Here is a 23,707-nt window from a genome sequence, read left to right on the forward strand (position 1 = left end):
TATTTCAAATATATAGTTTTAGCTGAAATAACCGAATACATTTGTTATTTTTGAAGCTTATTTAACGAAATAATATCATGGCAAAAGACAAGCAAATTTTCGACTTAATTTCAGCAGAACAAGATAGACAAACTAAAGGTTTAGAACTTATAGCAAGTGAAAACTTTGTGAGCTCCGATGTACTGGAAGCTGCAGGTTCAGTTTTAACCAATAAATACGCCGAGGGTTACCCTGGAAAGCGTTATTATGGCGGTTGCGAAATTGTAGACCAAGTTGAAGATATAGCTAGAGAACGACTCAAAAAATTATTTGGTGCAGCTTATGCTAATGTGCAGCCACATTCTGGCTCTCAAGCTAATACAGCTGTATTTTCGATGCTTTTAAATCCAGGCGACAAAATTTTAGGTTTCGATTTAGCACATGGAGGACACTTAACACATGGTTCTTCTGTAAATTTTTCTGGAAAATTATATCAGCCCGTTTTTTATGGAGTAAATGAAAAAACAGGCTATATTGATTACAATCAAGTTGAATCTCAAGCTAAAAAACACAAACCAAAGTTAATTATTGCAGGAGCTTCTGCTTATTCTAGAGAAATAGATTACAAAAAGTTTAGAAACATAGCAGATCAAGTTGGAGCTATTTTATTAGCAGATGTTGCACACCCTGCAGGATTAGTAGCAAAAGGTTTATTACAAAGTCCTATTCCACATTGCCACGTAGTTACTTCAACTACACATAAAACTTTACGTGGACCACGAGGTGGAATTATTATGATGGGGGAAGATTTTGAAAATCCTTTTGGCCTAAAATTAAAAAGTGGAAAACTTAAAAAAATGTCATCTTTAATGGATAGCGGTGTTTTTCCTGGAAATCAAGGTGGTCCTTTAGAACACATTATCGCTGCCAAAGCTATTGCATTTGGTGAAGCCTTAACTGATGACTTTACGTATTACATGAAACAAGTACAAAAAAATGCTTCTGCAATGGCTAAGGCTTTTGTAAATCTTGATTATCAACTTATTTCTGGTGGAACTGATAACCACATGATGTTGATTGATCTTAGAAATAAATCTGTTACTGGTAAAGTTGCTGAAGAAGCTTTAGGTAAAGCTGGCATTACAGTGAACAAAAATATGGTTCCTTTTGATACAGAATCTCCCTTTGTTACTTCTGGGATTAGAGTAGGAACACCTGCCGTTACTACACGTGGTTTATCTGAAAGTGAAATGCCTAAAATTGTTGAATTTATCAACCGTGTAATCCAAAATCCTGAAAATGAACAAGAGCTCAAGTCAATTAAAAATGAAGTTGAAGAAATGATGAGTCACCGTCCACTGTTTGTTGATGGTGTGCATGCTTAAACTAAATAAAAAATACATTATCATGAAAAAAATAATTATCTGTTTAGCAATTCTATTTGCTCAATTTGGAATAGCCCAAGAAGAAACATCACCAGAAATTAAGGATGCATTAAAACTAATGAAATTATCTAATGCTACTGTTGAATCTTCTTTGCAACCAATTTATAGCCAAATCCCTGAAGAAAACTTAGAAGCCTTTAAGCAGGAAATGCAACCTGTTTTAGATGAAATGTATCTTAAATTGGCAAAGGTTGCAGCTGAACAATACTCACATGAAGACATAAAAGCATTGTTGGATTTTTATGAAACTGATTTGGGGAAAACCATGTTAGAAGGTCAAGAAGAAATTTTTCAAGCTTCGATGCAAATAGGACAAGAATTTTCTATGGAATTGATGCCAATTTTGCAAAAATACATGGATGGTTACTAAATACTATTTATTGCAAATAGATTAAATAAAAAGTCACTTTATTAATTTAAAGTGGCTTTTTATTTCTATTTAGAATTTCATTTTTTTTATTAATCTTCTTCTTCAAATTCAATAGCTTGAAATGCTCCCGAATCTGGATTTGCAACGCGATTAATTCCCAATAAATCTAATGGAACTTCTTGTGCTGTATTTGTATTTCCTAAATTGAAAGCAGCCGATTCCAAGCCAATTTGCAATTGATTTTGATTTGGATTTAAGAAATCAGGAGATTCATTGAATACATTATCTAAGAAAATATTTGAATCTTCAAAATTGTAAAGTGGATTGTCTACATATTGATTGTTGATATCGTTAAAACGGATTAGACAGTTTTCAAATTTGTAGTTAAAGGCAGCTTCATCTACTTGATTAAAAAGCACTTCTATTCGCTCTGTACCATAAATAATACAATTACTAAAAGTTGCTTCAACTAGGTCGGCTACAAAAACTTCTTCTTGTGTTTGTAAATTATTTTCAATTAGTAAAGCGGGAAATTGTCGAAAAGAATTGCTCCAATAATTAGCAATAGTTGAATGTTTAAAATTGTATCTACCACCTAGTGAAAGATTAACCGCCGCTTGCCCCGCATTGTTAATCACAACATTTTCAGCTTCTACAAAACCAGTTCTAGCCAACAAGCCTACGTTGGTATGGTTATAAATTTGCGTGTTTTTAAGTTGAAGCGTAGGATTATTGGTACCGTCATTAGAATCCATTAAAATTCCAACAGTTCCGTTTTTAATGGTGGTATAATCAAATATATGGTTGGTACTTCCTTGGGTTAGCCAAATGGTAGCCCATTGACCAGGGATTTCACTAAAACCTGGTTCCAGCCGATCACCTTGAAAAATAATTTCGTTTTCTAAAGCTTCTTGGTCTTGACTAATTTCGCCGTTGGCCTGTATAGTTCCGTTATTGGCTACAATCATTCCACTATTGGCATGAAAGTGAATGCGTGCGCCAGGATCTATCGTTAAGGTTTTTCCACTTGGCACACCTGCAAAACCGTAAATAACATAAGGTTTTTCATTGGTAAAATGCAAATGTTCATCATCTAGAAAAAAACCTTCAATAAACAATTCTTCTCCTTCTTCATTCACACCTAAGGAAAGCGTTTCGGTTGTTCCATCTTCAAAACGCTCTGGGAATAAAAAAACAGCATCTTGAATTAAACTAATCAGCCTGATGTTTTGTTGGTTCATACCCGTATCAAAAGCGACTACATCTTCATAGGTAAATTGCGTACCTTGATTTGCTAAATTTTCAATATCTGCGGTAACTTCAACAAAAACAAACAAACTGTCTTTTGCTAAAAGCTCAATATTTTCGAAAGTTTTACCCGGAATTCCATCAACATTCAATCGATAGTTGGAAGCTTCTCCTTCACCGAGTTCTATTTTAGGAATATTGATGTCTTTGCTACTTCGGTTATAGACTTTAAATTGATAAGTGCTAGATGATGTATTTGTAAAAACGGTATCTAAAAACAAAGTATCTGTAGAAAACTCCAATTCTCCTGTACTGGGAACCGTTTCAAAATCGTCTCGACATGCAGAAGTCAATACAATAAAGGTAAAAAAGACGCCCAAAAATAATATTCTAAAAAGTTTGGAATTAGAGCAATTTAGTTTCAAATTGATATGTTGTTTAGTTAGGTCAATCATATTTTATATAAGGTATTCATAACGATTTTAAAAACAGATTATTTTTCAAATATTTCAACTTCAAAAAGCTTGTCCCAGTTTTTTCCTGTTACAAATAAGTTTCCCGTTTCTGGATGAACTGCAATTCCATTTAAAACGTGGTTCACCTCATCAAAATCAGATGGCTTGTTGATTAAATCACGAAATCCACGAAGATCGATAATGCCATCAATAGCTCCATTTTTAGGATTGATAATGGCCACACCATCACGTTGATATGTGTTGGCATAAATTTTTCCGTTTACCCATTCCAATTCATTCAATTGTTTGTTGGTTCCTTTGTGCGTAGTAGGTTGAATGTAGCTCAGCTCTTTCATGGTTTCGGGTTCTAACAACCAAATTTTATCGGTTCCATCGCTTTTATAAAACTGTTTTCCATCGTTGCAAAGTCCCCAACCTTCAGCACTATTGTTAAATGAAAATTTATCTAATTCTTCAAAAGTTTCTAAATCGTAAACAAATCCATAACCTGAGCGCCATGTCAATTGATAAATTTTCCCGTCTAAAATGCTAATGCCTTCGCCAAAAACACGGTCTGATAAATTTATTTTTTGTAGAACTTCTCCGGTTTTATAGTCTACTTTTCGTAAACTGGATTGTTTATATTGTCCCGTTCCTTCGTATAAAGTGTCGCCTAAAAACTCTAAACCTTGCGTGTAAGCCTTCGGATCATGCGGATACGTATTTAATATTTTGTACCCCATTAGTTTGGGAGCTTTGTTATTGATGATTTCAATTTCTTTTTGAATAGAAAATGTTTCATCTAAGTACTCAAAGTCGACTCTAATTTGATGTTTACCTAAAAGTAAGTCTGTTGAAATAGGAATTTGCAGGTTTTTACTTTCAATAAAAAAAACTTCGTCTTGTAATTTCACTTTCCCAGAAACTTCACCTTCTTTTGGTAGGACTAAGCTTGCATTTAAAGTTTTCCCAATAGGAACTTTAGTTTGATTATCTGGAAATTTTAATTGAATTTGATTAGCTAAATCTTCCTCACAAGAAACCACAGCGAAGGCTAAAAAAATGAAAAACAGGTGTTTAAAAAGACGCATAAAAAGTTAATTATTTAGGTTGGCTAAATTATGAATTTAATGATTAAAAACACTTGTTAAGATTACTAAAGATTGTATATTTGCACCGGCAAGTCCTACACAACCAGCTCCTGTCGAATCCCCCAGGGCGGGAACGCAGCAAGGGTAGATGGTCGCAGCGGTGTGATGTAGGTCGCTTGCCATTTTTTGTTTATTTTATTTTCTTCAAACAAAAAAAGACTCCATATTATTATCTATCGAGCAAAATTTATTTCACATATAACTTCCAAGGTGATGACTGTATCTAAAAAAAAATGCCACGAATGCACTAATAATTATTCGTGCATTCGTGGCATGAAATTAAAAATCTTTATTTGCCTTTAAATTACTTTTCAGAAAAATACGTATCCAAGTTGCTTTGTATACGCTGATGAATATCTTCTGTATCTGCTTTTACAAATTCTTTTCCGGTGATTTTTTCGTACAATTCAATATAACGTTGAGTAACCAATTGAATGAAATCTGGTGGTAAGTTAGGTACTTTTTGACCTTCTTTTCCTTGAAATCCGTTTTCAATCAGCCATTCTCTTACAAATTCTTTGGAAAGTTGTTTTTGTTTTTCGCCTTTGTCTTGCCGTTCTTGATATCCTTCTAAATAAAAATACCGAGAAGAGTCTGGGGTGTGAATTTCATCAATCACCACTATTTTTCCGTCTGCGGTTTTACCGAATTCATATTTAGTGTCAACTAAAATCAAACCTTGTTTTTTGGCGATTTCTGTTCCGCGAGCGAATAGTTTGTACGTATATTCTTCTAATTTTTCGTAATCTGCTTTAGTTACAATTCCGTTTTCCAAAATGGCTTCTCGGGAAATATCTTCATCGTGACTCCCCATTGCTGCCTTGGTTGTGGGCGTGATAATGGGTTTGGGAAATGCGTCATTTTCTTTAAGTCCTTCTGGTAAATGCACACCACATAAAGTCCGTTTTCCTGCTTTGTATTCACGATAAGCATGACCGGCTAAATAACCACGAATCACCATTTCCACTTTAAAAGGAGTACATTTTTCGCCCACACTCACATTCGGGTCTGGACTTGCTGTTAACCAATTCGGAACCAAATCTGAAGTAGCTTCCAACATGTGCAATGCCAACTGATTTAACAATTGTCCTTTATAAGGAATGCCTTGGGGCAAAACTACATCAAAAGCGCTAAGACGGTCGGTGGCTACCATCACCAATTGATTGTTGGCAACTTCATAAACTTCACGTACTTTTCCGTGATAAACAGATTGTAATCCTTCTAACTGAAGATTGGTTTTGGTTAAGGTATTGTTCATTTTTTAAGCTTGATTTTCTATGGCTTTATAAGCTGCAATAATGCGTTTTACTAATTTATGTCTAATTACGTCTTTTTCATCTAAATACACTACGCCTACTCCTTTTACATCTTTTAGCACTAACAAAGCTTCTTTTAAACCTGAGATAATTCGTCTTGGTAAATCAACTTGACCTGGATCTCCAGTAATAATGAATTTTGCATGTTTTCCCATTCGGGTTAAAAACATCTTCATTTGTGCATGTGATGTATTTTGTGCTTCATCTAAAATAACATACGCATTATCTAAAGTTCTACCCCGCATAAAAGCCATCGGTGCAATTTGAATCACTCCTTTTTCAATAAATGTTTCCAAACGTTCATGCGGAATCATGTCCCGAAGTGCATCATATAAAGGTTGCATATACGGATCTAACTTTTCTTTTAAGTCTCCAGGTAGAAAACCTAAATTTTCACCCGCTTCAACAGCTGGTCGAGTTAAAATAATTCGTTTTACTTGTTTTTCTTTTAAGGCTTTTACCGCTAAAGCAACACTGGTATAGGTTTTTCCGGTTCCTGCTGGACCTACTGCAAAAACCATATCGTTTTTACTGGCTTCTTCTACTAATCTGCGCTGGTTGTGGGTTTGTGCTTTAATCACTCTGCCACCAACGCCATGTAAAATGGTTTTTTCAGCGGAAGCAGAAGTTTGTAATTCTTTTTCTGTTTCACTGGTAAGAATGCGCTCAATGCTATTTTCATCTATTGCATTGTATTTGGCAAAATGATCCGAAATCATTGCAAATCGTTTGTCAAATTCTTCTAGTAAATCTTCATCTCCAAACGCCCTGACCTTATTTCCCCGAGCAACAATTTTTAATTTTGGAAAATATTTTTTAATCAGTTGAATATTTTCATTGTTTTTCCCAAAGAAGTCCTGTGGACTAATTTCTGAAAGTTCGATAATAAGTTCGTTCAAAAGCAGAAGATTTTAGACATTATGGTTAAATTCGCACAACAAATTTACGAAAATATTCTTCGGTAAACATTACAAAATTATTATCCATTTATGCCCATTATTACACTTACTTCAGATTTTGGTTATAAGGATCATTCCGTTGCTGCGGTAAAAGCTGCTTTGTACAGTGAACTTTCCGATCTGACTATTGTAGATGTTTCGCATGAAGTTTCTCCTTTTCATATTACTGAAGCAGCTTACATCATTAAAAATGCCTACCATAATTTCCCGAAAGGAAGCATACATTTAATCGGAGTTGATGCGGAACTTTCACCAGAAAATAAACATTTGGCTATCTTTTTAGATGGACATTATTTCATTTGCGCCAATAATGGAATTTTATCACTAATCGCATCTGAAATAAAACCAGAAAAAATTGTAGAAATCAATATACATAATAGCATAGAGACCAATTTCCCTGTTTTGGATGTATTTGTAAAAGTTGCGGCTCACATTTGTCGTGGCGGGACGCTTGAAGTCATCGGCAAACTCATTCCTGAAATTCAACAAATAAAAAACCTGGAACCCATTGTCAATGATAAACAAAATCAGATATTGGGGCATGTAATTTATATTGACAACTACGGAAACATAGTGAGCAACATCACCAAAAAACGATTTACGGAAATTGGAAAAGGAAGGAGTTTCGTGATTTCGGCCAGAAACATCAATTTTAATAAAGTTTATAATTCTTACAGCGAAGCCATCAATTTTAAGCTTCCAAAAGAAAAGCGAGAAGAAGAAGGCAAGAAGTTGGCGCTCTTTAATACGTCTGGTTATTTAGAATTGGCCATTTACAAAAGCAATCCGCATACGGTGGGAAGCGCGGCAAGTTTATTTGGATTGAAATTGACCAACACCATTTCCATTAATTTTGAAAACGAAACAAAATATGCTGGTTAGAATTGTAAAAATGCAGTTTGAAGAAGATAAAATTGAAGTATTTAAAGCTTTATTTGAAGCACAAAAACACAAAATTAGAAATGTAGATGGTTGCGAATTTTTAGAACTTTACCAAGACTTGAATAATAAAGAAATCTTTTTTACGTACTCGTATTGGAAAGATGAAAAAGATCTAGAAAATTACCGGAATTCTGAACTTTTCAAAAATATTTGGGCAGCTACAAAAAAGAATTTTTGTGCAAAACCAGAAGCTTGGAGCGTTCAAAAATTAGTTAGCTTAAAATAAATCTATGAAAGCTATTTTTAAAAAAGAAATCAATGCGTTTTTTGCCAACACCACTGGCTTTTTGGTACTCGGGATGTATTGGGTCATCAATGTGCTATTTTTATGGTTTTTCAATTCAGACTATAATATATTGAATTCAGGAAATGCGAATCTGGTTCCGTTTTTTGAACTTTCTGCATGGATATTTATTTTCTTGATTCCTGCAATTTGCATGAAAAGCTTTTCGGAAGAACAAAAATCAGGCACTTTAGAGTTGCTTTACACCAAACCCATCACCAAACTGAATTTAGTCTTAGGTAAATTTTTTGCCGCTTTAGCCATTACTGGAATTGCCTTATTACCGAGTTTACTTTTTGTGGCATGCATTCACTTTTTAGTGAAAAATTCCTACCAAGTAGACTTCCCCGCTATTTTTGGCTCCTATCTTGGATTGGGCTTACTCACGTGTAGTTACATCGCAATTTCTTTGTTGGCTTCGGCATTTTCAAAAAACCAAATCCTTTCCTTTAGCATCGGGGCAGTTTTGTGTTTAGCAGCATTTTTTGCTTTAGAAGGCATCAGCAACATCGCTTTGTTTGGTTCTTCCATTTATGCTATGGAATACTTGAGTTTGAGCTTTCATTACAAAAGCTTAAGCCGCGGTGTAATTGACACAAGAAACATCGTTTACTTTTTAAGTTTTACAGCATTGTTTATCGCCATTTGCATTCACCGGCTTCAAAAAACACAGGGACAATGAAAAAGCAATCCTATTTTTTAGCCTATTGTGCAGTTGGATTTGTAGTGTTGAATCTGATAGCCAGTCAATTTTTTTATCGATTCGATTTTACGCAAGATCAACGTTACAGCCTTTCTGAAACCAGTGTTTCTTTTATAAACGAAATTGAACATCCGCTTGCAGTTGAAGTTTTTTTAACGGGTGATTTGCCTTCCGTTTTCAAACAGCTTCAATTGGAAACACGTTATTTATTTGAAGAATACCAAGCTTATAATTCCAATATTAAATTCAGGTTTACCGATCCGTTAAATACCCGAAAACCAGTAGAAGAAGTTGCCAATTCGTTTTACCAACGCGGAATGACACCTGAACGTTTGAACGTTCTTCAAAACGGAAAAACCATCGAAAACTGGATTTTTCCTTGGGCTGAAGTAAAAATAGGTAGCAAGAAAATTCAAATTCCTTTATTGCAAAAAAAGTTAGGTGCAAGTAATGAAGAATTGGTAGCCCGTTCCATTCAAAATTTGGAATACCAAATCACCAACGCATTGGTAAAGTTAACTCGTGAAAAAGAAAAGAAAGTAGCCGTTTTACGTGGAAATGGTCAATTAAAAGATGCCTACATAGCCGACTATATCAAGGAATTGGGCAAATACTATCGCATTGCTCCTTTTACTTTAAAAACCATAAAAGAACAACCCCAAAAGACCTTAACCGAGTTACAAAAATTCGATTTAATCATCGATGCCAAACCCACACAAAAATTTACCGAAGCAGAAAAATATTGCTTAGACCAATTTATCATGAATGGCGGTAAAGCCATTTGGTTAACCGAGCAAGTCATGGCAGAAAAAGACAGTTTGGTAAAATCAGGCTCCATGGTTGCGTTTCCAAAGGAATTGGATACCTACGATTTGTTTTTTTCGTACGGAGTTCGCATCAACCCCACTTTAGTCAACGATTTGTATTCCGCTCCAATCGTGTTGGCACAAGGACAAGGAAGCCAGACCCAATTCAATCCTTTTCCTTGGTTTTATGAACCTTTGGCAGATGAAGCTAGCAAACATCCTATCGTTGCAAACTTAAACGCGGTTCATTTTAATTTTGCCAATCCTATTGAGTTTTTAAAACGAGATGAAATTGAGCAAACCACTTTGCTAAAATCTTCAGACTTAACCAAATTGGAAGGAACGCCTCGAGAAATTAAACTCAATCAAATTCAAGATGAAGTAAATCCTGATGAATATAAAGCTGGAGCTCAAATTTTAGCTGCTTTGGTAGAAGGCGAATTTACTTCCTTATACAACAAACGGGTTTTGCCTTTCAAAAATGAAAATCATTTAAATAAAAGTAAGTCTACCCAACAAATTTTCATTTCGGATGGAGATGTAATTAAAAATGAAGTAATTAAAGGTCAACCACAAGAATTAGGTTTCGATCAATACACAGGAAATACGTACGGAAACAAAGAATTTCTGATGAATGCAGCCAACTTTTTACTCGGTGATGAAGCTTTAGTGAATTTAAGAACAAAATCAATAGAACTACCTATTTTAGACCAAGACAAAATGGAAGCCAGCCAAAATGCTTGGAAAACCATTTTATTAGTTGGTGGAATTTTGGTATTAGGGATTATTTCGTTCGGCTTTAATTATTATAGAAGAAAGCGATATGCTTAATATTGAAGCTTTCGCAATAAAGTATAAATTGTGAATTGCAATACAACCTAAATCAAAGATAAATCATTACTTTCATTTTAAATGAATTCAAACCAAAAATGCTATTATTTATCGTATTTTTGAACGCATAAAAATTAGTATCTAAATTTTCGTGCAATGATTCATTTTTTTCAGTCTTCTCCTACTCAATTTTATGTAGTTTCTTCACCAAACCGTCCTGATTACGAAACCATTAAAAAACTGAAATGGCTATTTGGCGACGCTAAATTTATCGATGAAAAAACAATAGAAGGCAACTTTATCGGTCCACGAGCAGCTATGATTACGCCTTGGTCTACCAACGCCGTAGAAATTACCCAAAACATGGGAATTGTAGGAATTGAGCGCATTGAAGAGTTTAGTCGTAATGAAAAAAATGAAGCCTTTGACCCCATGTTGTTTCAAGCTTATGCTGAATTGAATCAAGAATTGTTCGACATAAACATTACACCAGAACATGTAAAACCCATTCTAGACATTGCAGATTACAATAAAAAAGAAGGTTTAGCCTTAAATGAAGAAGAAGTAACCTACCTAGAAGATTTAGCAAAACGATTAGAAAGACCCTTGACCGACGCCGAAGTTTTTGGGTTTTCGCAAGTGAATTCTGAACACTGCCGACATAAAATTTTCAACGGTACATTTATTATTGATGGTGAAGAAAAAAAAGAATCGCTATTCAAATTAATAAGAAAAACTTCTGAAACTCATCCCAATTCAATTGTTTCTGCATACAAGGACAATGTGGCTTTTGTAAAAGGGCCCGTTGTACAACAATTTGCACCTTTTCGTGCTGATGAAGCTTCCTTTTATCAAAATACAAATTTCGAATCGGTGATTTCGCTAAAAGCTGAAACCCATAATTTCCCAACTACGGTGGAGCCTTTCAACGGTGCTGCCACGGGAAGCGGCGGAGAAATTAGAGATCGACTAGCCGGTGGAAAAGGTTCGCTTCCTTTAGCAGGAACGGCCGTTTACATGACCAGTTATTCGCGTTTAACCGAAGACAGAAACTGGGAAAAAGCATTTCCCGCACGAAAGTGGTTGTACCAAACTCCGTTGGATATTTTGATTAAAGCTTCCAACGGCGCATCCGATTTTGGAAATAAATTTGGTCAACCGCTAATTTGTGGCTCAGTCTTAACTTTTGAACACTCCGAAAACAACAAACACCTTGGTTTCGATAAAGTGATTATGTTAGCAGGCGGAATTGGTTACGGAAAAGCAAATCAAGCTATAAAAGCCATTCCCAAAGCAGATGAAGACATCGTGATTTTAGGTGGCGACAACTACCGAATAGGAATGGGTGGAGCTGCGGTATCTTCAGCAGATACAGGCGAATTTAGCAGCGGAATCGAATTGAACGCCATCCAACGTTCCAACCCCGAAATGCAAAAAAGAGCAGCCAACGCCATCCGTGGAATGGTAGAAAGTGAAGAAAACTCCATCACATCTATTCATGATCATGGAGCTGGCGGACATTTGAATTGCCTTAGCGAATTGGTAGAAGAAACGGGTGGCAAGATTGATATTGCCAAACTTCCTATCGGCGATCCTACACTTTCTGCAAAAGAAATTATCGGCAACGAATCTCAAGAACGCATGGGCTTGGTTTTGCCAAAAGATGCCAGTTTAAAACTTGAAAAAATTGCAGCTCGTGAGCGTGCTCCAATGTATCGAGTCGGAAAAGTAACCAACGACCATCAATTTACTTTTCAAAATTCAAAAACAGGTGAAAAACCAATGGATTTGAAACTTTCTGACATGTTTGGTAGTTCACCAAAAACCATCATGAAAGACGAAAGTATTCAACATGATTATGAAGAAATTAGCTACGAAAAGCAAGCGCTTTATGAAGATGCAAAACAAGTGCTTCAATTGGAAGCCGTTGCCTGTAAAGATTGGCTAACCAACAAAGTAGATCGTTGTGTAAGTGGTCGTGTAGCCAAACAACAAACCTGTGGTAGTTTGCAGCTTCCGCTGAACAATTGTGGAGTAGCTGCCTTGGATTATTTAGGAAAGGAAGGCGTGGCTACTTCGGTTGGGCACTCCCCTATTTCAGGATTAATCGATCCCGTAGCGGGAGCCAAAAATTCCATAGCAGAAGCCTTGACCAATATTGTTTTTGCTCCATTAAAAGATGGTTTGCATTCCGTTTCCTTATCAGCGAATTGGATGTGGCCTTGCAAAAATCCGGGTGAAGATGCTCGACTATACCAAGCCGTTGAAGCCGTTTCTGAATTTTCCATCGCCTTAGGAATTAATGTACCAACCGGAAAAGATTCACTTTCGATGAAGCAAAAATATGCCGACAAAGAAGTGCTTTCTCCTGGAACGGTAATTATTTCTGCTGCTGGAAATTGCAATGCCATTACCAAAGTAGTAGAGCCGGTTTTGCAAAAAGAAGGCGAATTGATTTACATCAACTTATCGCAAGATGCCTACAAGTTAGGCGGTTCATCTTTTGCGCAAATCAAAAATAAAATTGGTAAAGTAGCTCCAAGTATTCAAGATGATGCTTTTTTTGCCAAAAGCTTCAATGCCATTCAAGATTTGATTAAAGCTGATTTGGTAGTTGCTGGCCATGATATTTCGGCTGGAGGAATGCTTACCGCTTTATTGGAAATGTGTTTTCCTGAACCCAATCGTGGTATGGAAATCGATTTGACTTCTTTAGGTGAAAATGATTCAACTAAATTACTGTTTTCCGAAAATGCAGGCGTATTGCTTCAACTGAAAGATGAAACTGCAAAACAACAACTTCAACAACAAAATATCGAATTCTTTTCAATAGGAAATGCAATTGAAACCGCTGAGCTTCAACTGAAGAATAGCGAAGAAAGATTGAGTTTTGATATTGCTGAATACCGTGACGTTTGGTATACCACATCGCATTTATTAGACCGCCAACAAAGTGGAATAGAAAAAGCAGACGAACGATTTGAAAATTATAAAAATCAACCACTCAAGTTTGAATTTCCAGAACATTTTACAGGAAAACTTCCGAAAATAGATGAAGCAAATCGGCCACAAGCTGCTATTATCCGTGAAAAAGGTTCTAACTCCGAGCGGGAAATGGCACGTGCTTTACACTTGGCAGGTTTTGAAGTGAAAGACATCCATATGACCGATTTAATGTCGGGTAGCGAAAATTTAGAAGATGTACAACTCATTGCTGCCGTTGGTGGATTTTCCAATTCGGATGTGCTAGGAAGCGCGAAAGGTTGGGCAGGTGCATTTGCCTATAACGAGCATGCACAAACCGCTTTGCAAAACTTTTTTGCCAGAGAAGATACCTTGTCTTTGGGTGTTTGTAATGGTTGTCAATTGTTCATTGAATTGGGTTTATTGCACACCGAAGATGCCGAAAAACCAAAAATGCTTCATAATGACAGTGGTAAATTTGAATGCAACTTTACCAGTGTGAAAATTCAAGAAAACAATTCGGTGATGTTGAAAAACATGGCTGGAACACAATTGGGTATTTGGGCCGCACACGGCGAAGGAAAGTTCAGTTTTCCAAAAGCAGAAAGCCATTATCAAATCGTTGGAAAGTACGGTTACGAAGGCTATCCAGCTAATCCGAATGGATCTGACTTCAATACTGCTGTATTAACCGATAAAACCGGTAGACATTTGGTAATGATGCCTCACCTGGAACGTTCTATTTTTCCTTGGAATTGGGCACATTATCCCAAAAACCAAACCGATGAAGTTTCGCCTTGGTTACAAGCATTTGTCAATGCGAAGGAATGGATTTTCGAAAAAAATAATCAATAAATTTCATAGCCCACGGTTTAAACCGTGGGCTATGAAATGTTTACATATTCCGTCTATACTGACCGCCTACTTCAAATAAAGCTTCAGTAATCTGACCTAAAGAACAATATTTGGTGGCTTCCATCAATTCAGCGAACATATTTCTGTTGTTGATGGCTGCATCTTGTACTTCACCTAAATACTTGCTGGCTTTGTTTTTGTAAGCTGTGTGAAGCTTATTTAACGTATTGATTTGGAATTCTTTTTCTTCTTCGGTTGCACGAATTACTTCTCTTGGTTTTACCGTTGGCGAGCCTTTAGAACTCAAAAACGTATTCACACCGATAATTGGGAATTCACCCGTATGCTTCAAGGTTTCGTAATGCAAACTTTCTTCTTGAATTTTGCTTCGTTGGTACATGGTTTCCATTGCGCCTAAAACGCCGCCACGTTCAGTTAAACGATCGAATTCGGTTAAAACGGCTTCTTCAACTAAATCGGTTAACTCTTCAATAATAAACGCACCTTGAATTGGATTTTCATTCTTCGCTAAACCTAATTCTTTGTTGATAATCAACTGAATTGCCATAGCACGTCTTACCGATTCTTCTGTAGGTGTGGTAATGGCTTCATCGTAAGCGTTGGTATGCAATGAATTACAGTTGTCGTAAATGGCATACAAAGCTTGTAAAGTCGTTCGGATGTCGTTGAAGTCAATTTCTTGAGCATGTAACGAGCGACCCGAAGTTTGAATGTGGTATTTCAACATTTGTGCTCGTGGATTGGCTCCATACTTATCGCGCATGGCTTTCGCCCAAATTCTTCTGGCAACTCTACCAATTACGGCATATTCAGGATCGATTCCGTTGGAGAAGAAGAAACTTAAGTTAGGACCAAATTTGTTAATATCCATTCCACGGCTTAAGTAATATTCCACGTAAGTGAAACCGTTGGAAAGCGTTAATGCCAATTGTGTAATCGGGTTGGCACCTGCTTCAGCAATGTGGTAACCCGAAATGGAAACCGAATAGAAGTTTCTTACTTTATTTTCAATAAAATATTCTTGTACATCACCCATCAATCGCAAAGCGAATTCGGTAGAGAAAATACAGGTGTTTTGTGCTTGGTCTTCTTTTAGAATATCAGCTTGTACGGTTCCACGAACCACGGCAATGGTATCCATTTTAATTTTTTGATACACCTCGGCAGGCAATACTAAGTCGCCAGTTACACCGAGCAGCATCAAGCCTAAGCCGTTGTTGCCTTCGGGTAAATCGCCATTGTATTTGGGTCTTTCTAAACCATTTTCTTTATAAATCTGTTTGATTTTAGCTTCCACTTCTTGTTCTAAGCCATTTTCTGTGATGTATTTTTCGCATTGTTGGTCGATAGCAGCATTCATGAAAAATCCTAGTAGCATAGGTGCTGGACCGTTAATGGTCATACTTACTGAAGTCATGTGATGCGCCAAATCGAATCCTGAATACAATTTCTTTGCATCATCTAAACAGCAGATGGAAACACCTGCATTACCAATTTTTCCGTAAATATCTGGTCGGTGGTCTGGGTCGTTACCATATAAAGTAACCGAATCGAATGCTGTGGACAAACGCTTGGCGGGTAATCCAGCACTTACATAGTGAAATCTTCGGTTGGTCCGTTCTGGTCCACCTTCTCCAGCAAACATTCTAGTTGGGTCTTCACCAGTTCGTTTAAAAGGATATAAACCAGCGGTGTATGGAAACTCGCCAGGCACATTTTCTTGCAATAACCACTTGAGTAAATCGCCCCAAGCTTGGTATTTGGGTAAAGCAATTTTTGGAATTTGTTGGTGTGAAAGCGATTCGGTATGGGTTTCAATTTTAATCTCTTTATCGCGAACCTTGAAGCTGTAAATCGGATCTTTGTAGCGTTTTACTGTAGCATCCCATGATAATATTTTCTCCCAATTGTAAGGATCCAAATCCATTTTTACACGATCGAATTCCTTTTTCAATAAGCTAATTAATTGTTGGTTATCTTCATTGGTAGCATTTGCTAAAGCTTCTTCATCGATTCCGTTTTTGTCTAAAACTAATTGCGTTTCCGCAGAAGACTCTAAAGTTTTGAAAATTCCATATAATCGTTGAGCGACTTCAACTTGATGATTTACTTTGCTATCGTAGCTTCTGTTGTTTTCAGAAATTTCAGAAAGATAACGTGTTCTTGCGGGTGGAATGACAAAAATTTTCTCAGACATTTCATCTGTAATTTGGTAATTGCTTTTCAGTTCAGCTTTGGTTTTTTCAGCCACTTGATCCATGATGTGTTTGTACAAAATGTTCATTCCTGGATCGTTGAATTGAGAAGCAATAGTTCCATAAACCGGAAGTGAATCAAGCTTAGCATCCCACAATTGGTGATTGCGTTGGTATTGTTTTTTTACATCACGTAAAGCATCTTTAGCACCGCGTTTATCAAATTTGTTGATGGCAACCAAGTCGGCAAAATCTAACATATCGATTTTCTCTAATTGCGTAGCTGCACCAAATTCAGGTGTCATTACATATAAAGAAACATCCGAATGATCTAAGATTTCGGTATCACTTTGACCGATTCCTGAGGTTTCTAAAATGATTAAATCGTAGTTGGCAGCTTTTAAAACTTCAACGGCTTCCTGCACGTATTTTGAAAGTGCTAAATTAGATTGACGAGTAGCTAACGAACGCATATAAACCCGAGGTGAGTTAATGGCATTCATTCGAATTCTGTCGCCTAACAAAGCACCACCTGTTTTTCTTTTAGAAGGATCAACCGAGATAATTCCGATTTGTTTGTCTTCAAAATCGACTAAAAATCGTCTTACCAATTCATCTACCAAAGATGATTTTCCAGAACCGCCAGTTCCAGTAATTCCTAATACAGGAACTTCATTTTTGCTGGCTTTTTGTATGGGATCAAAAATTTCTTTAAACTCTTCGTGTCTATTTTCAGCCAAAGAAATTAAACGCGCAATGGTATTTACATTTTTTTGTTGAAGTTTTTCCGTGGTTTTTTCTGCTTCTTCAAGTTTTGGTGTTGGAAAATCAGATTGTTTGACCAAATCATTAATCATTCCTTGCAATCCCATTTCACGACCATCGTCTGGCGAGTAAATTCTTGTGATGCCGTGTTTCATTAAATCTTCAATTTCTTCGGTAAGGATTACGCCTCCACCACCACCAAAAATCTTGATATGGCTTGCTCCTTTTTCTTGAAGCAAATCGAACATGTATTTGAAATATTCGTTGTGTCCACCTTGGTATGAAGTCATGGCGATGGCATTCACATCTTCTTGAATGGCGGTATTCACTACTTCTTCAACACTTCTATCGTGGCCCAAATGAATCACTTCAACGCCAGTGGTTTGAATAATTCTCCGCATGACATTAATGGCGGCATCGTGACCATCAAATAAGGATGCAGCGGTTACAATTCTAATTTGATTTTTGGGAATATATGGTTTTTGTTGTTCCATTATGTTGCTAAATTGATATTTTAAAATTTTTGCTGTGTAAAATTACGAAATTCGTAATTACCTTAATGTAATTTAGCCCACGAATTAATCGTGGGCTATCTTTTTAAGCTTATTCTAAAAATGAACTAACCTATTTTGAACCCTTTAGGTATTACAGCTCCTTTTTTAATAACAACAATTCCGTCTTTTACAACATAATTGTCTGTTTCTTGATTTTCTAAATGGTTACCACCCATAATTTGAGCACCATCACCAATGCGGCAATTTTTATCGATTATGGCATTGTTAATGATGCAGTTTTCACCAATTCCCATGAAAATATCTATTTTCTTTTTCTCTACTTCTTCTAAAGTTTCATAATAGTCTGAGCCCATCATATAGGTATTGGTTATAACTGAAGCTTTTCCTATTCGAGAACGAATTCCAATTATGGAGCGTTCAATTTTTTTAGCATGAATAATACAACCTTCAGATATCACTGTATTTTTTAAATCGCTACCAGTAACTTTAGATGTAGGCAACATTCTTGCTCGGGTGTAAATTCGCATTTCTTTATCATACAAATTGAATTCAGGCAAATCGTTTGTTAAATTCAAGTTTGCTTCAAAAAACGAGTCGATGTTACCGATGTCTGTCCAATATCCTGGATATTGGTAACTTACTACTTTATGTTTGTTTATTGAACTAGGAATGATTTCTTTACCAAAATCGACTGTATCAGGATCGTTCATTAAGTCTATTAAAACATCACGGTTAAAAATATAAATCCCCATCGATGCTAAATATTCGCGTCCTTGGTTTTTCATTTCTGGTGTCACTTCAGAATTCCAGCCTTCCAATTGGTCCATTGCTGGTTTTTCTATAAATGAAGTAATTTCCTGTTCGGTATTCGATTTTAGAATTCCAAATGAAGGTGCTTCTTTTGCGGTTACTGGCTGAGTAGCAATTGAAATTTGTGCATTCGATTCGATATGCTTTTTAATCATTTCATTAAAATCCATTTGATAAAGCTGATCTCCTGATAAAATTAATGCATATTCAAAATCGTTATTCAAGAAATGATGCATACTTTGTCTAACTGCATCGGCGGTTCCCTGAAACCACTTATCGCTATTTATGGTTTGCTCAGCTGCAAGAATATCTACAAAAGCTTCACTAAAAAAACTAAAATGGTAGGTGTTTTTGATGTGTCTATTTAATGAAGCAGAATTGAATTGCGTAAGTACATACATTCGTTTTAAACCACAATTAATACAATTGGATATAGGAATATCTACCAATCTGTATTTTCCAGCAATAGGAACAGCTGGTTTTGAACGTTGTTCGGTTAATGGATATAATCTAGAACCTTGACCGCCTCCTAAAATAATGTTTAAAACTTTGTCGTTGTACATAATTATTTGATTAATTGTTCGTAAAGTGTTTTAACTTCTTGGGCTATAGCCATCCAATCAAAAGTTTCTTCTACTCTTTTTCTAGCATTTTTAGCCATTTTTCTTCTCAATTCTTCATCTTCGACTAGCGTATTGATTCCAGCTGCTAAATCTTTAGAAAACTGAGTTGGGTTTTCTGGTTCAAAAGGAGCTTCTTTTTGTTGTTTTAAAGGAATTAACAAACCAGTTTCATTGTGAATTACCACTTCTTTTATACCGCCAACCGCACTAGCTACAACGGCAGTTTCACAAGCCATGGCTTCAATATTAATGATTCCAAATGGCTCATAAATTGAAGGACAACAAAAAACGGCAGCATGTGTATATAACTGAATTACACTTTCCTTGTCTAACATTTCTTCAATCCAAATAACATTTTTTCTTTCCTTGGTTACTTGCTCAACACTTTGCTTCATTTCAGTTGCAATTTCTGGGGTATCTGGAGCTCCAGCACAAAGTACAACTTGCGTATCTTGATGAATAAATTGAATTGCATTTACCAAATGTATAATTCCTTTTTGTCGGGTAATTCTACCTACAAATAAAACATAAGGTTTAGAAGTATTGATGTTGTATTTTTCTAAAACTTGCGTTTCCTTTACAGGAACATATTGCTTTAAATCTATTCCGTTGTAAATCACTTTTACTTTTTCTTCATCTACATCAAAATGTTCTAGGACTTCTTCCTTGGTACCTTTTGAAACAGCAATAATTGCATCAGCCATTTCAATAGCTGTTTTTTCTATCCAAGAAGACATATCGTAACCTCTGCCTAATTGTTCTCTTTTCCAAGGACGCATGGGTTCTAATGAGTGTGTGGTAATTACCAAAGGAACTCCATAACACAATTTGGCAATAATACCAGCAAATTGAGCGTACCACGTATGGCAATGAACCAAATCTACATCGGTAGATACTGCATTCATATTGATGCAAGTTTGTAGGGTTTTAAAAACGGACTGTAAATTTTTAGGAGCAGCAGTAAAATCTAATCCTTCAAATTCAAATCCTTTAACAAGTAGATGGTTATCTTCTTGGTTTTGATCGCCAAAACAGCGGACTTCCAATGAGATTAATTTAGCTAATTCCTTGGCTAAATATTCAACATGAACACCAGCTCCACCATATACATAGGGTGGAAATTCTCTAGTAAAAAAAAGTACATTCATCTAAGTAATTTAGGTTTGGGAATTGAAAATATTTGGTTTCTAAATTTATGAAAAAAAATGCATACTAGAATATTTCTGTTTTAATATTATGTTCTCTAGGCATAAAATAAATGTAAATATTAGCAGCTGAAAAGAACTGCATCGAATTATTTGCTAGTAAAACTTTATTAAAGCCTTATTAAGAATTTCTCTGCCTTATCTTGTACGTATATTATTTCCTATCTTTGCATAACAATTCATTAATATGGCAACAGCAACACTTGCACCAGAAGTAATTGAAAAGAAAAAAACCACGGTTAGCAAAGGCAAACCGAAATGGTTACGCGTAAAATTACCTACCGGTGAAAAATATAGAAACCTAAGAAAATTAGTAGATAAATACGATTTACACACCATTTGCACATCTGGAAGTTGCCCAAATATGGGTGAATGTTGGGGCGAAGGGACTGCCACTTTCATGATTTTAGGAAATGTGTGTACCCGATCTTGTGGATTCTGTGGTGTAAAAACTGGAAGACCTGAAACAGTAGAATGGGATGAGCCTGAAAAAGTGGCGCGTTCTATCAAAATTATGGGCATCAAACATGCGGTGGTCACTTCGGTAGATCGTGACGATTTAAAAGACATGGGTTCCATCATTTGGGCGGAAACCGTGAAAGCTATCCGTAGAATGAATCCTGAAACTACTTTAGAAACCTTAATTCCCGATTTTCAAGGAATTGAAAGACACATCGATCGAATTATTGAAGTGAACCCAGAAGTAGTTTCACACAATATGGAAACGGTGAGAAGATTAACTCGTGAAGTGCGCATTCAAGCCAAATATGACCGCAGTTTAGGCGTATTGGATTATTTGAAAAAACAAGGCATCAACCGTACCAAATCTGGAATTATGCTAGGTTTAGGCGAACATGAAGAAGAAGTAATTCAAACTTTAAAAGACTTACGTAGTGTGGATTGCGATGTGGTTACTATTGGGCAATACCTTCAACCCAGCAAGCAACATTTACCGGTAAAAGAATTTATTACACCCGACCAATTCAAAAAATACGAAGAAGTTGGACTTGAATTGGGCTTTAGACACGTAGAAAGTTCTGCTTTGGTACGTTCTTCTTACAAAGCGCAAAAACACATTTATTAAGTAAAAAATACATGGCGAATTCAATTCGAATTGGAATTAATGGCTTTGGTCGCATTGGCCGAAGCCTTTTTCGTTTGGCTTATATCCATCCGCAAATTAAAGTGGTGGTCATCAACGATTTAGCAGATGCAGCCACTTTAGCTCATTTGGTAAAATACGATTCCATTCATGGAAATTTTGGCAAAGAAGTTTCTGCTGAAAATAATGCCATTCATATTGAAAATCAATCCTTTGCTGTAATCAATGAAAAGTCTATTGAAGCTATTCCTTGGAAAAAGTACAATGTAGATTTAGTTGTTGAATGTACAGGAAAATTCAAAACCAAAACCGAGTTAGAACATCACTTGAAAAATGGTGCTCAAAAAGTCATTTTGAGTGTTCCTTCTACAGACGATTCGGTTAAAATGATTGTGCTTGGGGTAAATGATGCAGTTTTAGAGCCATCAGATGTAATCGTTTCCAATGCGTCTTGTACCACCAACAATGCAGCACCCATGTTAAAAGTAATTCATGAAGCTTTTCAGGTAGAGCAAGCTTATATTTCTACCATTCATTCGTATACCAGCGACCAAAGTTTGCACGATCAACCTCATCGCGATTTACGCAGAGCGCGCGCCGCAGGTCAATCTATTGTGCCCACCACGACAGGAGCAGCCAAAGCATTGACCAGAATTTTTCCAGATTTAAGTGAAGTCATCGGCGGTTGCGGAATTCGCGTTCCCGTTCCAAATGGTTCGTTAACGGACATGACGTTAAATGTAAAACGTAAAACTTCTATTGAAGAAGTGAACAAATTATTCAAAAATGTGGCTGAAAATGAATTGAAAGGAATTTTAGCTTACACTGAAGATCCTATTGTTTCCATAGATATCAAAGGAAATTCTCATTCTTGTGTTTTCGATGCACAAATGACATCGGTTATCGGCGGACATTTGGTAAAACTAATCGGTTGGTACGACAACGAACGCGGTTACAGCAGCCGACTCATGGATTTGATTTTGAAAATGATGAACAGCGCTAAAAATGAATAATTATAGCTTTTAAACCTGCCAATCGATAGGCGTTTTTCCTTGCGCTTTCAATACATCGTTAGTCATACTAAAATGCTTATTTCCAAACCAATATCCACGATTTGCGCTCAAAGGCGATGGATGTCCCGAAGTTAATACATGGTGTTTATTCGTATCGATTAATTTGGCTTTCTTTTTAGCAAATCCGCCCCAGAGTAAAAAAACAACTCCTTCATTTTCGGCTGAAATTTTTTGAATAACTGCATTGGTAAATTTCTCCCAACCCAAGCCTTGGTGACTTGCCGCTTGATGCGCTCGTACCGTTAAAAAAGCATTGAGTAAAAGCACGCCCTGATTTGCCCAATTTCCTAAGTCGCCATGACTTGGAAAACTAATTTTTACATCATTGACCAATTCCTTGTAAATATTCACCAAAGAAGGCGGCAAAGCAATTCCTTTTTGAACCGAAAAACACAATCCATTGGCTTGATTAGGCCCATGATACGGGTCTTGACCTAAAATCACCACCTTTACATCTGAAAACGGACAAACATCAAAAGCACGAAAAATATCCTGTGCCTTCGGGTAGCAAGTATAATTTTGGTATTCTTCTTTTACCACTTTAGTGAGTTCTTGAAAATAAGTTTGTTCAAATTCTGAAGACAATATCTTTTTCCAAGAAGCTTCAATTGAAATGTCCATTTTTTTTTTTGACTACGAAAATAAGGCTATTTGTTGAGTTGAAGGTTTTTCAACAAATTTGAATTTCGATTTTAGTTGAATTGAAACTTTTTTACAAAAGACGAAACTGGAAGGGTTTCTTGATAATTAGTAACACCCTTTGCCTTTCGGCATTTCCCTCCAAGGGAAAAATTTTAACTAATTTTCTTCATTAAAAGTAAAGTCTTTACAGAATTGCTAAAAACAAGAAAACTATACAAAAAGTCATTTTGATTCCCAAGAAATTATAAGAATTTCATTTAATGAAAAATGATAATTAAAACCATAATTTTAGTTTAAACTCAAAACGGCTTCTTCCCTTTTTTAGGGAAGACCAGAGATGGGTGTTTTGGATAATAGTATATTCAAATTAAAAACACCCAACTCCCAGCCTCTTCCCTCAATGGAAGAGGTGCAATTGGTTTTTATAATTCAATAGGTAGTGTAAAACT

The 23,707-nt window shown here is 36.1% G+C and carries 17 protein-coding genes and 1 other RNA gene; 10 read left to right on the top strand and 8 right to left on the bottom strand.

What is annotated here, in order from left to right; genetic code table 11:
• The first annotated feature begins 77 nt into the window (after positions 1 to 77).
• Both glyA and IEV72_RS04845 read left to right on the top strand, forming a co-directional pair.
• Positions 78 to 1,364, top strand: a complete 1,287-nt coding sequence (gene glyA, locus IEV72_RS04840; protein WP_188457961.1) for a serine hydroxymethyltransferase — start codon at positions 78 to 80, stop codon at positions 1,362 to 1,364.
• 22 nt (positions 1,365 to 1,386) lie between these two features.
• The gene (locus tag IEV72_RS04845) at positions 1,387 to 1,794 is read left to right on the top strand and encodes a DUF2059 domain-containing protein (protein WP_188457962.1); all 408 of its coding nucleotides are present in this window, start codon (positions 1,387 to 1,389) and stop codon (positions 1,792 to 1,794) included.
• An 89-nt stretch (positions 1,795 to 1,883) separates the two neighbouring features.
• Here the strand turns inward: IEV72_RS04845 and IEV72_RS04850 are convergent, their stop codons facing one another.
• Positions 1,884 to 3,422 (bottom strand): hypothetical protein, encoded by a 1,539-nt coding sequence (locus tag IEV72_RS04850; RefSeq protein ID WP_308420157.1) that lies wholly within the window; start codon positions 3,420 to 3,422, stop codon positions 1,884 to 1,886.
• A gap of 113 nt (positions 3,423 to 3,535) precedes the next feature.
• Positions 3,536 to 4,588 carry a glutaminyl-peptide cyclotransferase gene (locus IEV72_RS04855; RefSeq protein WP_188457963.1) on the bottom strand — a complete coding sequence of 351 codons (1,053 nt, stop codon included), beginning with the start codon at positions 4,586 to 4,588 and terminating at the stop codon, positions 3,536 to 3,538.
• A gap of 86 nt (positions 4,589 to 4,674) precedes the next feature.
• On the opposite strand from IEV72_RS04855, the gene ffs reads away from it, so the two are divergent.
• An RNA gene (gene ffs, locus IEV72_RS04860) (signal recognition particle sRNA small type) lies at positions 4,675 to 4,773 on the top strand.
• Between the two features lie 179 nt (positions 4,774 to 4,952).
• On the opposite strand, the gene IEV72_RS04865 is transcribed toward ffs, so the two are convergent.
• Together IEV72_RS04865 and IEV72_RS04870 are read right to left on the bottom strand one after the other, a co-directional pair.
• The gene (locus tag IEV72_RS04865) at positions 4,953 to 5,906 is read right to left on the bottom strand and encodes a phosphoribosylaminoimidazolesuccinocarboxamide synthase (protein ID WP_188457964.1); all 954 of its coding nucleotides are present in this window, start codon (positions 5,904 to 5,906) and stop codon (positions 4,953 to 4,955) included.
• A gap of 3 nt (positions 5,907 to 5,909) precedes the next feature.
• Positions 5,910 to 6,863, bottom strand: coding sequence for a PhoH family protein (locus IEV72_RS04870; RefSeq protein ID WP_188457965.1), 954 nt, complete (start codon positions 6,861 to 6,863; stop codon positions 5,910 to 5,912).
• A gap of 90 nt (positions 6,864 to 6,953) precedes the next feature.
• On the opposite strand from IEV72_RS04870, the gene IEV72_RS04875 reads away from it, so the two are divergent.
• The 5 genes from IEV72_RS04875 to purL all read left to right on the top strand — a co-directional run bounded on the left by IEV72_RS04875 (position 6,954) and on the right by purL (position 14,307).
• Positions 6,954 to 7,805: an SAM hydrolase/SAM-dependent halogenase family protein gene (locus IEV72_RS04875; RefSeq protein WP_188457966.1), complete on the top strand. Its 852-nt coding sequence runs from the start codon at positions 6,954 to 6,956 to the stop codon at positions 7,803 to 7,805.
• Positions 7,795 to 8,091 (top strand): putative quinol monooxygenase, encoded by a 297-nt coding sequence (locus tag IEV72_RS04880; protein ID WP_188457967.1) that lies wholly within the window; start codon positions 7,795 to 7,797, stop codon positions 8,089 to 8,091. Before IEV72_RS04875 ends, IEV72_RS04880 begins: the two co-directional genes overlap by 11 nt.
• A gap of 4 nt (positions 8,092 to 8,095) precedes the next feature.
• Positions 8,096 to 8,830 carry an ABC transporter permease subunit gene (locus IEV72_RS04885; RefSeq protein ID WP_188457968.1) on the top strand — a complete coding sequence of 245 codons (735 nt, stop codon included), beginning with the start codon at positions 8,096 to 8,098 and terminating at the stop codon, positions 8,828 to 8,830.
• Entirely contained in the window at positions 8,827 to 10,488 is a 1,662-nt protein-coding gene (gene gldG, locus IEV72_RS04890; RefSeq protein ID WP_188457969.1) for a gliding motility-associated ABC transporter substrate-binding protein GldG, read from the top strand. Before IEV72_RS04885 ends, gldG begins: the two co-directional genes overlap by 4 nt.
• A gap of 156 nt (positions 10,489 to 10,644) precedes the next feature.
• On the top strand, positions 10,645 to 14,307 hold the full coding sequence (purL, locus tag IEV72_RS04895) for a phosphoribosylformylglycinamidine synthase (RefSeq protein WP_188457970.1): 3,663 nt from the start codon (positions 10,645 to 10,647) through the stop codon (positions 14,305 to 14,307).
• Between the two features lie 40 nt (positions 14,308 to 14,347).
• Here purL and IEV72_RS04900 read toward each other — a convergent pair whose 3' ends face one another.
• The 3 genes from IEV72_RS04900 to glgA form a co-directional block, all read right to left on the bottom strand.
• Positions 14,348 to 17,782 (bottom strand): methylmalonyl-CoA mutase family protein, encoded by a 3,435-nt coding sequence (locus tag IEV72_RS04900; protein WP_188457971.1) that lies wholly within the window; start codon positions 17,780 to 17,782, stop codon positions 14,348 to 14,350.
• 125 nt (positions 17,783 to 17,907) lie between these two features.
• Positions 17,908 to 19,176 (bottom strand): glucose-1-phosphate adenylyltransferase, encoded by a 1,269-nt coding sequence (locus IEV72_RS04905; protein WP_188457972.1) that lies wholly within the window; start codon positions 19,174 to 19,176, stop codon positions 17,908 to 17,910.
• A 2-nt stretch (positions 19,177 to 19,178) separates the two neighbouring features.
• Positions 19,179 to 20,384, bottom strand: coding sequence for a glycogen synthase (glgA, locus tag IEV72_RS04910; RefSeq protein ID WP_188457973.1), 1,206 nt, complete (start codon positions 20,382 to 20,384; stop codon positions 19,179 to 19,181).
• A 244-nt stretch (positions 20,385 to 20,628) separates the two neighbouring features.
• Between glgA and lipA the strand changes: the two genes are divergently transcribed.
• Both lipA and gap read left to right on the top strand, forming a co-directional pair.
• Positions 20,629 to 21,525, top strand: coding sequence for a lipoyl synthase (gene lipA / locus IEV72_RS04915; RefSeq protein WP_188457974.1), 897 nt, complete (start codon positions 20,629 to 20,631; stop codon positions 21,523 to 21,525).
• Between the two features lie 11 nt (positions 21,526 to 21,536).
• Positions 21,537 to 22,556: a type I glyceraldehyde-3-phosphate dehydrogenase gene (gene gap / locus IEV72_RS04920; RefSeq protein ID WP_188457975.1), complete on the top strand. Its 1,020-nt coding sequence runs from the start codon at positions 21,537 to 21,539 to the stop codon at positions 22,554 to 22,556.
• A 9-nt stretch (positions 22,557 to 22,565) separates the two neighbouring features.
• Here the strand turns inward: gap and ung are convergent, their stop codons facing one another.
• Positions 22,566 to 23,237, bottom strand: coding sequence for a uracil-DNA glycosylase (gene ung / locus IEV72_RS04925; RefSeq protein ID WP_188457976.1), 672 nt, complete (start codon positions 23,235 to 23,237; stop codon positions 22,566 to 22,568).
• Positions 23,238 to 23,707: the final 470 nt, after the last annotated feature.

The sequence above is a fragment of the Psychroflexus planctonicus genome, from assembly GCF_014640195.1.
Lineage (GTDB): Bacteria > Bacteroidota > Bacteroidia > Flavobacteriales > Flavobacteriaceae > Psychroflexus > Psychroflexus planctonicus.

Excerpts from the sequence above, each read along its gene's own strand:
- glyA (WP_188457961.1), top strand. The coding sequence starts at position 78 with ATGGCAAAAGACAAGCAAATTTTCGACTTAATTTCAGCAGAACAAGAT.
- IEV72_RS04845 (WP_188457962.1), top strand. The coding sequence starts at position 1,387 with ATGAAAAAAATAATTATCTGTTTAGCAATTCTATTTGCTCAATTTGGA.
- IEV72_RS04855 (WP_188457963.1), bottom strand. The coding sequence starts at position 4,588 with ATGCGTCTTTTTAAACACCTGTTTTTCATTTTTTTAGCCTTCGCTGTG.
- IEV72_RS04865 (WP_188457964.1), bottom strand. The coding sequence starts at position 5,906 with ATGAACAATACCTTAACCAAAACCAATCTTCAGTTAGAAGGATTACAA.
- IEV72_RS04875 (WP_188457966.1), top strand. The coding sequence starts at position 6,954 with ATGCCCATTATTACACTTACTTCAGATTTTGGTTATAAGGATCATTCC.
- IEV72_RS04880 (WP_188457967.1), top strand. The coding sequence starts at position 7,795 with ATGCTGGTTAGAATTGTAAAAATGCAGTTTGAAGAAGATAAAATTGAA.
- IEV72_RS04885 (WP_188457968.1), top strand. The coding sequence starts at position 8,096 with ATGAAAGCTATTTTTAAAAAAGAAATCAATGCGTTTTTTGCCAACACC.
- gldG (WP_188457969.1), top strand. The coding sequence starts at position 8,827 with ATGAAAAAGCAATCCTATTTTTTAGCCTATTGTGCAGTTGGATTTGTA.
- purL (WP_188457970.1), top strand. The coding sequence starts at position 10,645 with ATGATTCATTTTTTTCAGTCTTCTCCTACTCAATTTTATGTAGTTTCT.
- IEV72_RS04900 (WP_188457971.1), bottom strand. The coding sequence starts at position 17,782 with ATGGAACAACAAAAACCATATATTCCCAAAAATCAAATTAGAATTGTA.
- IEV72_RS04905 (WP_188457972.1), bottom strand. The coding sequence starts at position 19,176 with ATGTACAACGACAAAGTTTTAAACATTATTTTAGGAGGCGGTCAAGGT.
- glgA (WP_188457973.1), bottom strand. The coding sequence starts at position 20,384 with ATGAATGTACTTTTTTTTACTAGAGAATTTCCACCCTATGTATATGGT.
- lipA (WP_188457974.1), top strand. The coding sequence starts at position 20,629 with ATGGCAACAGCAACACTTGCACCAGAAGTAATTGAAAAGAAAAAAACC.
- gap (WP_188457975.1), top strand. The coding sequence starts at position 21,537 with ATGGCGAATTCAATTCGAATTGGAATTAATGGCTTTGGTCGCATTGGC.
- ung (WP_188457976.1), bottom strand. The coding sequence starts at position 23,237 with ATGGACATTTCAATTGAAGCTTCTTGGAAAAAGATATTGTCTTCAGAA.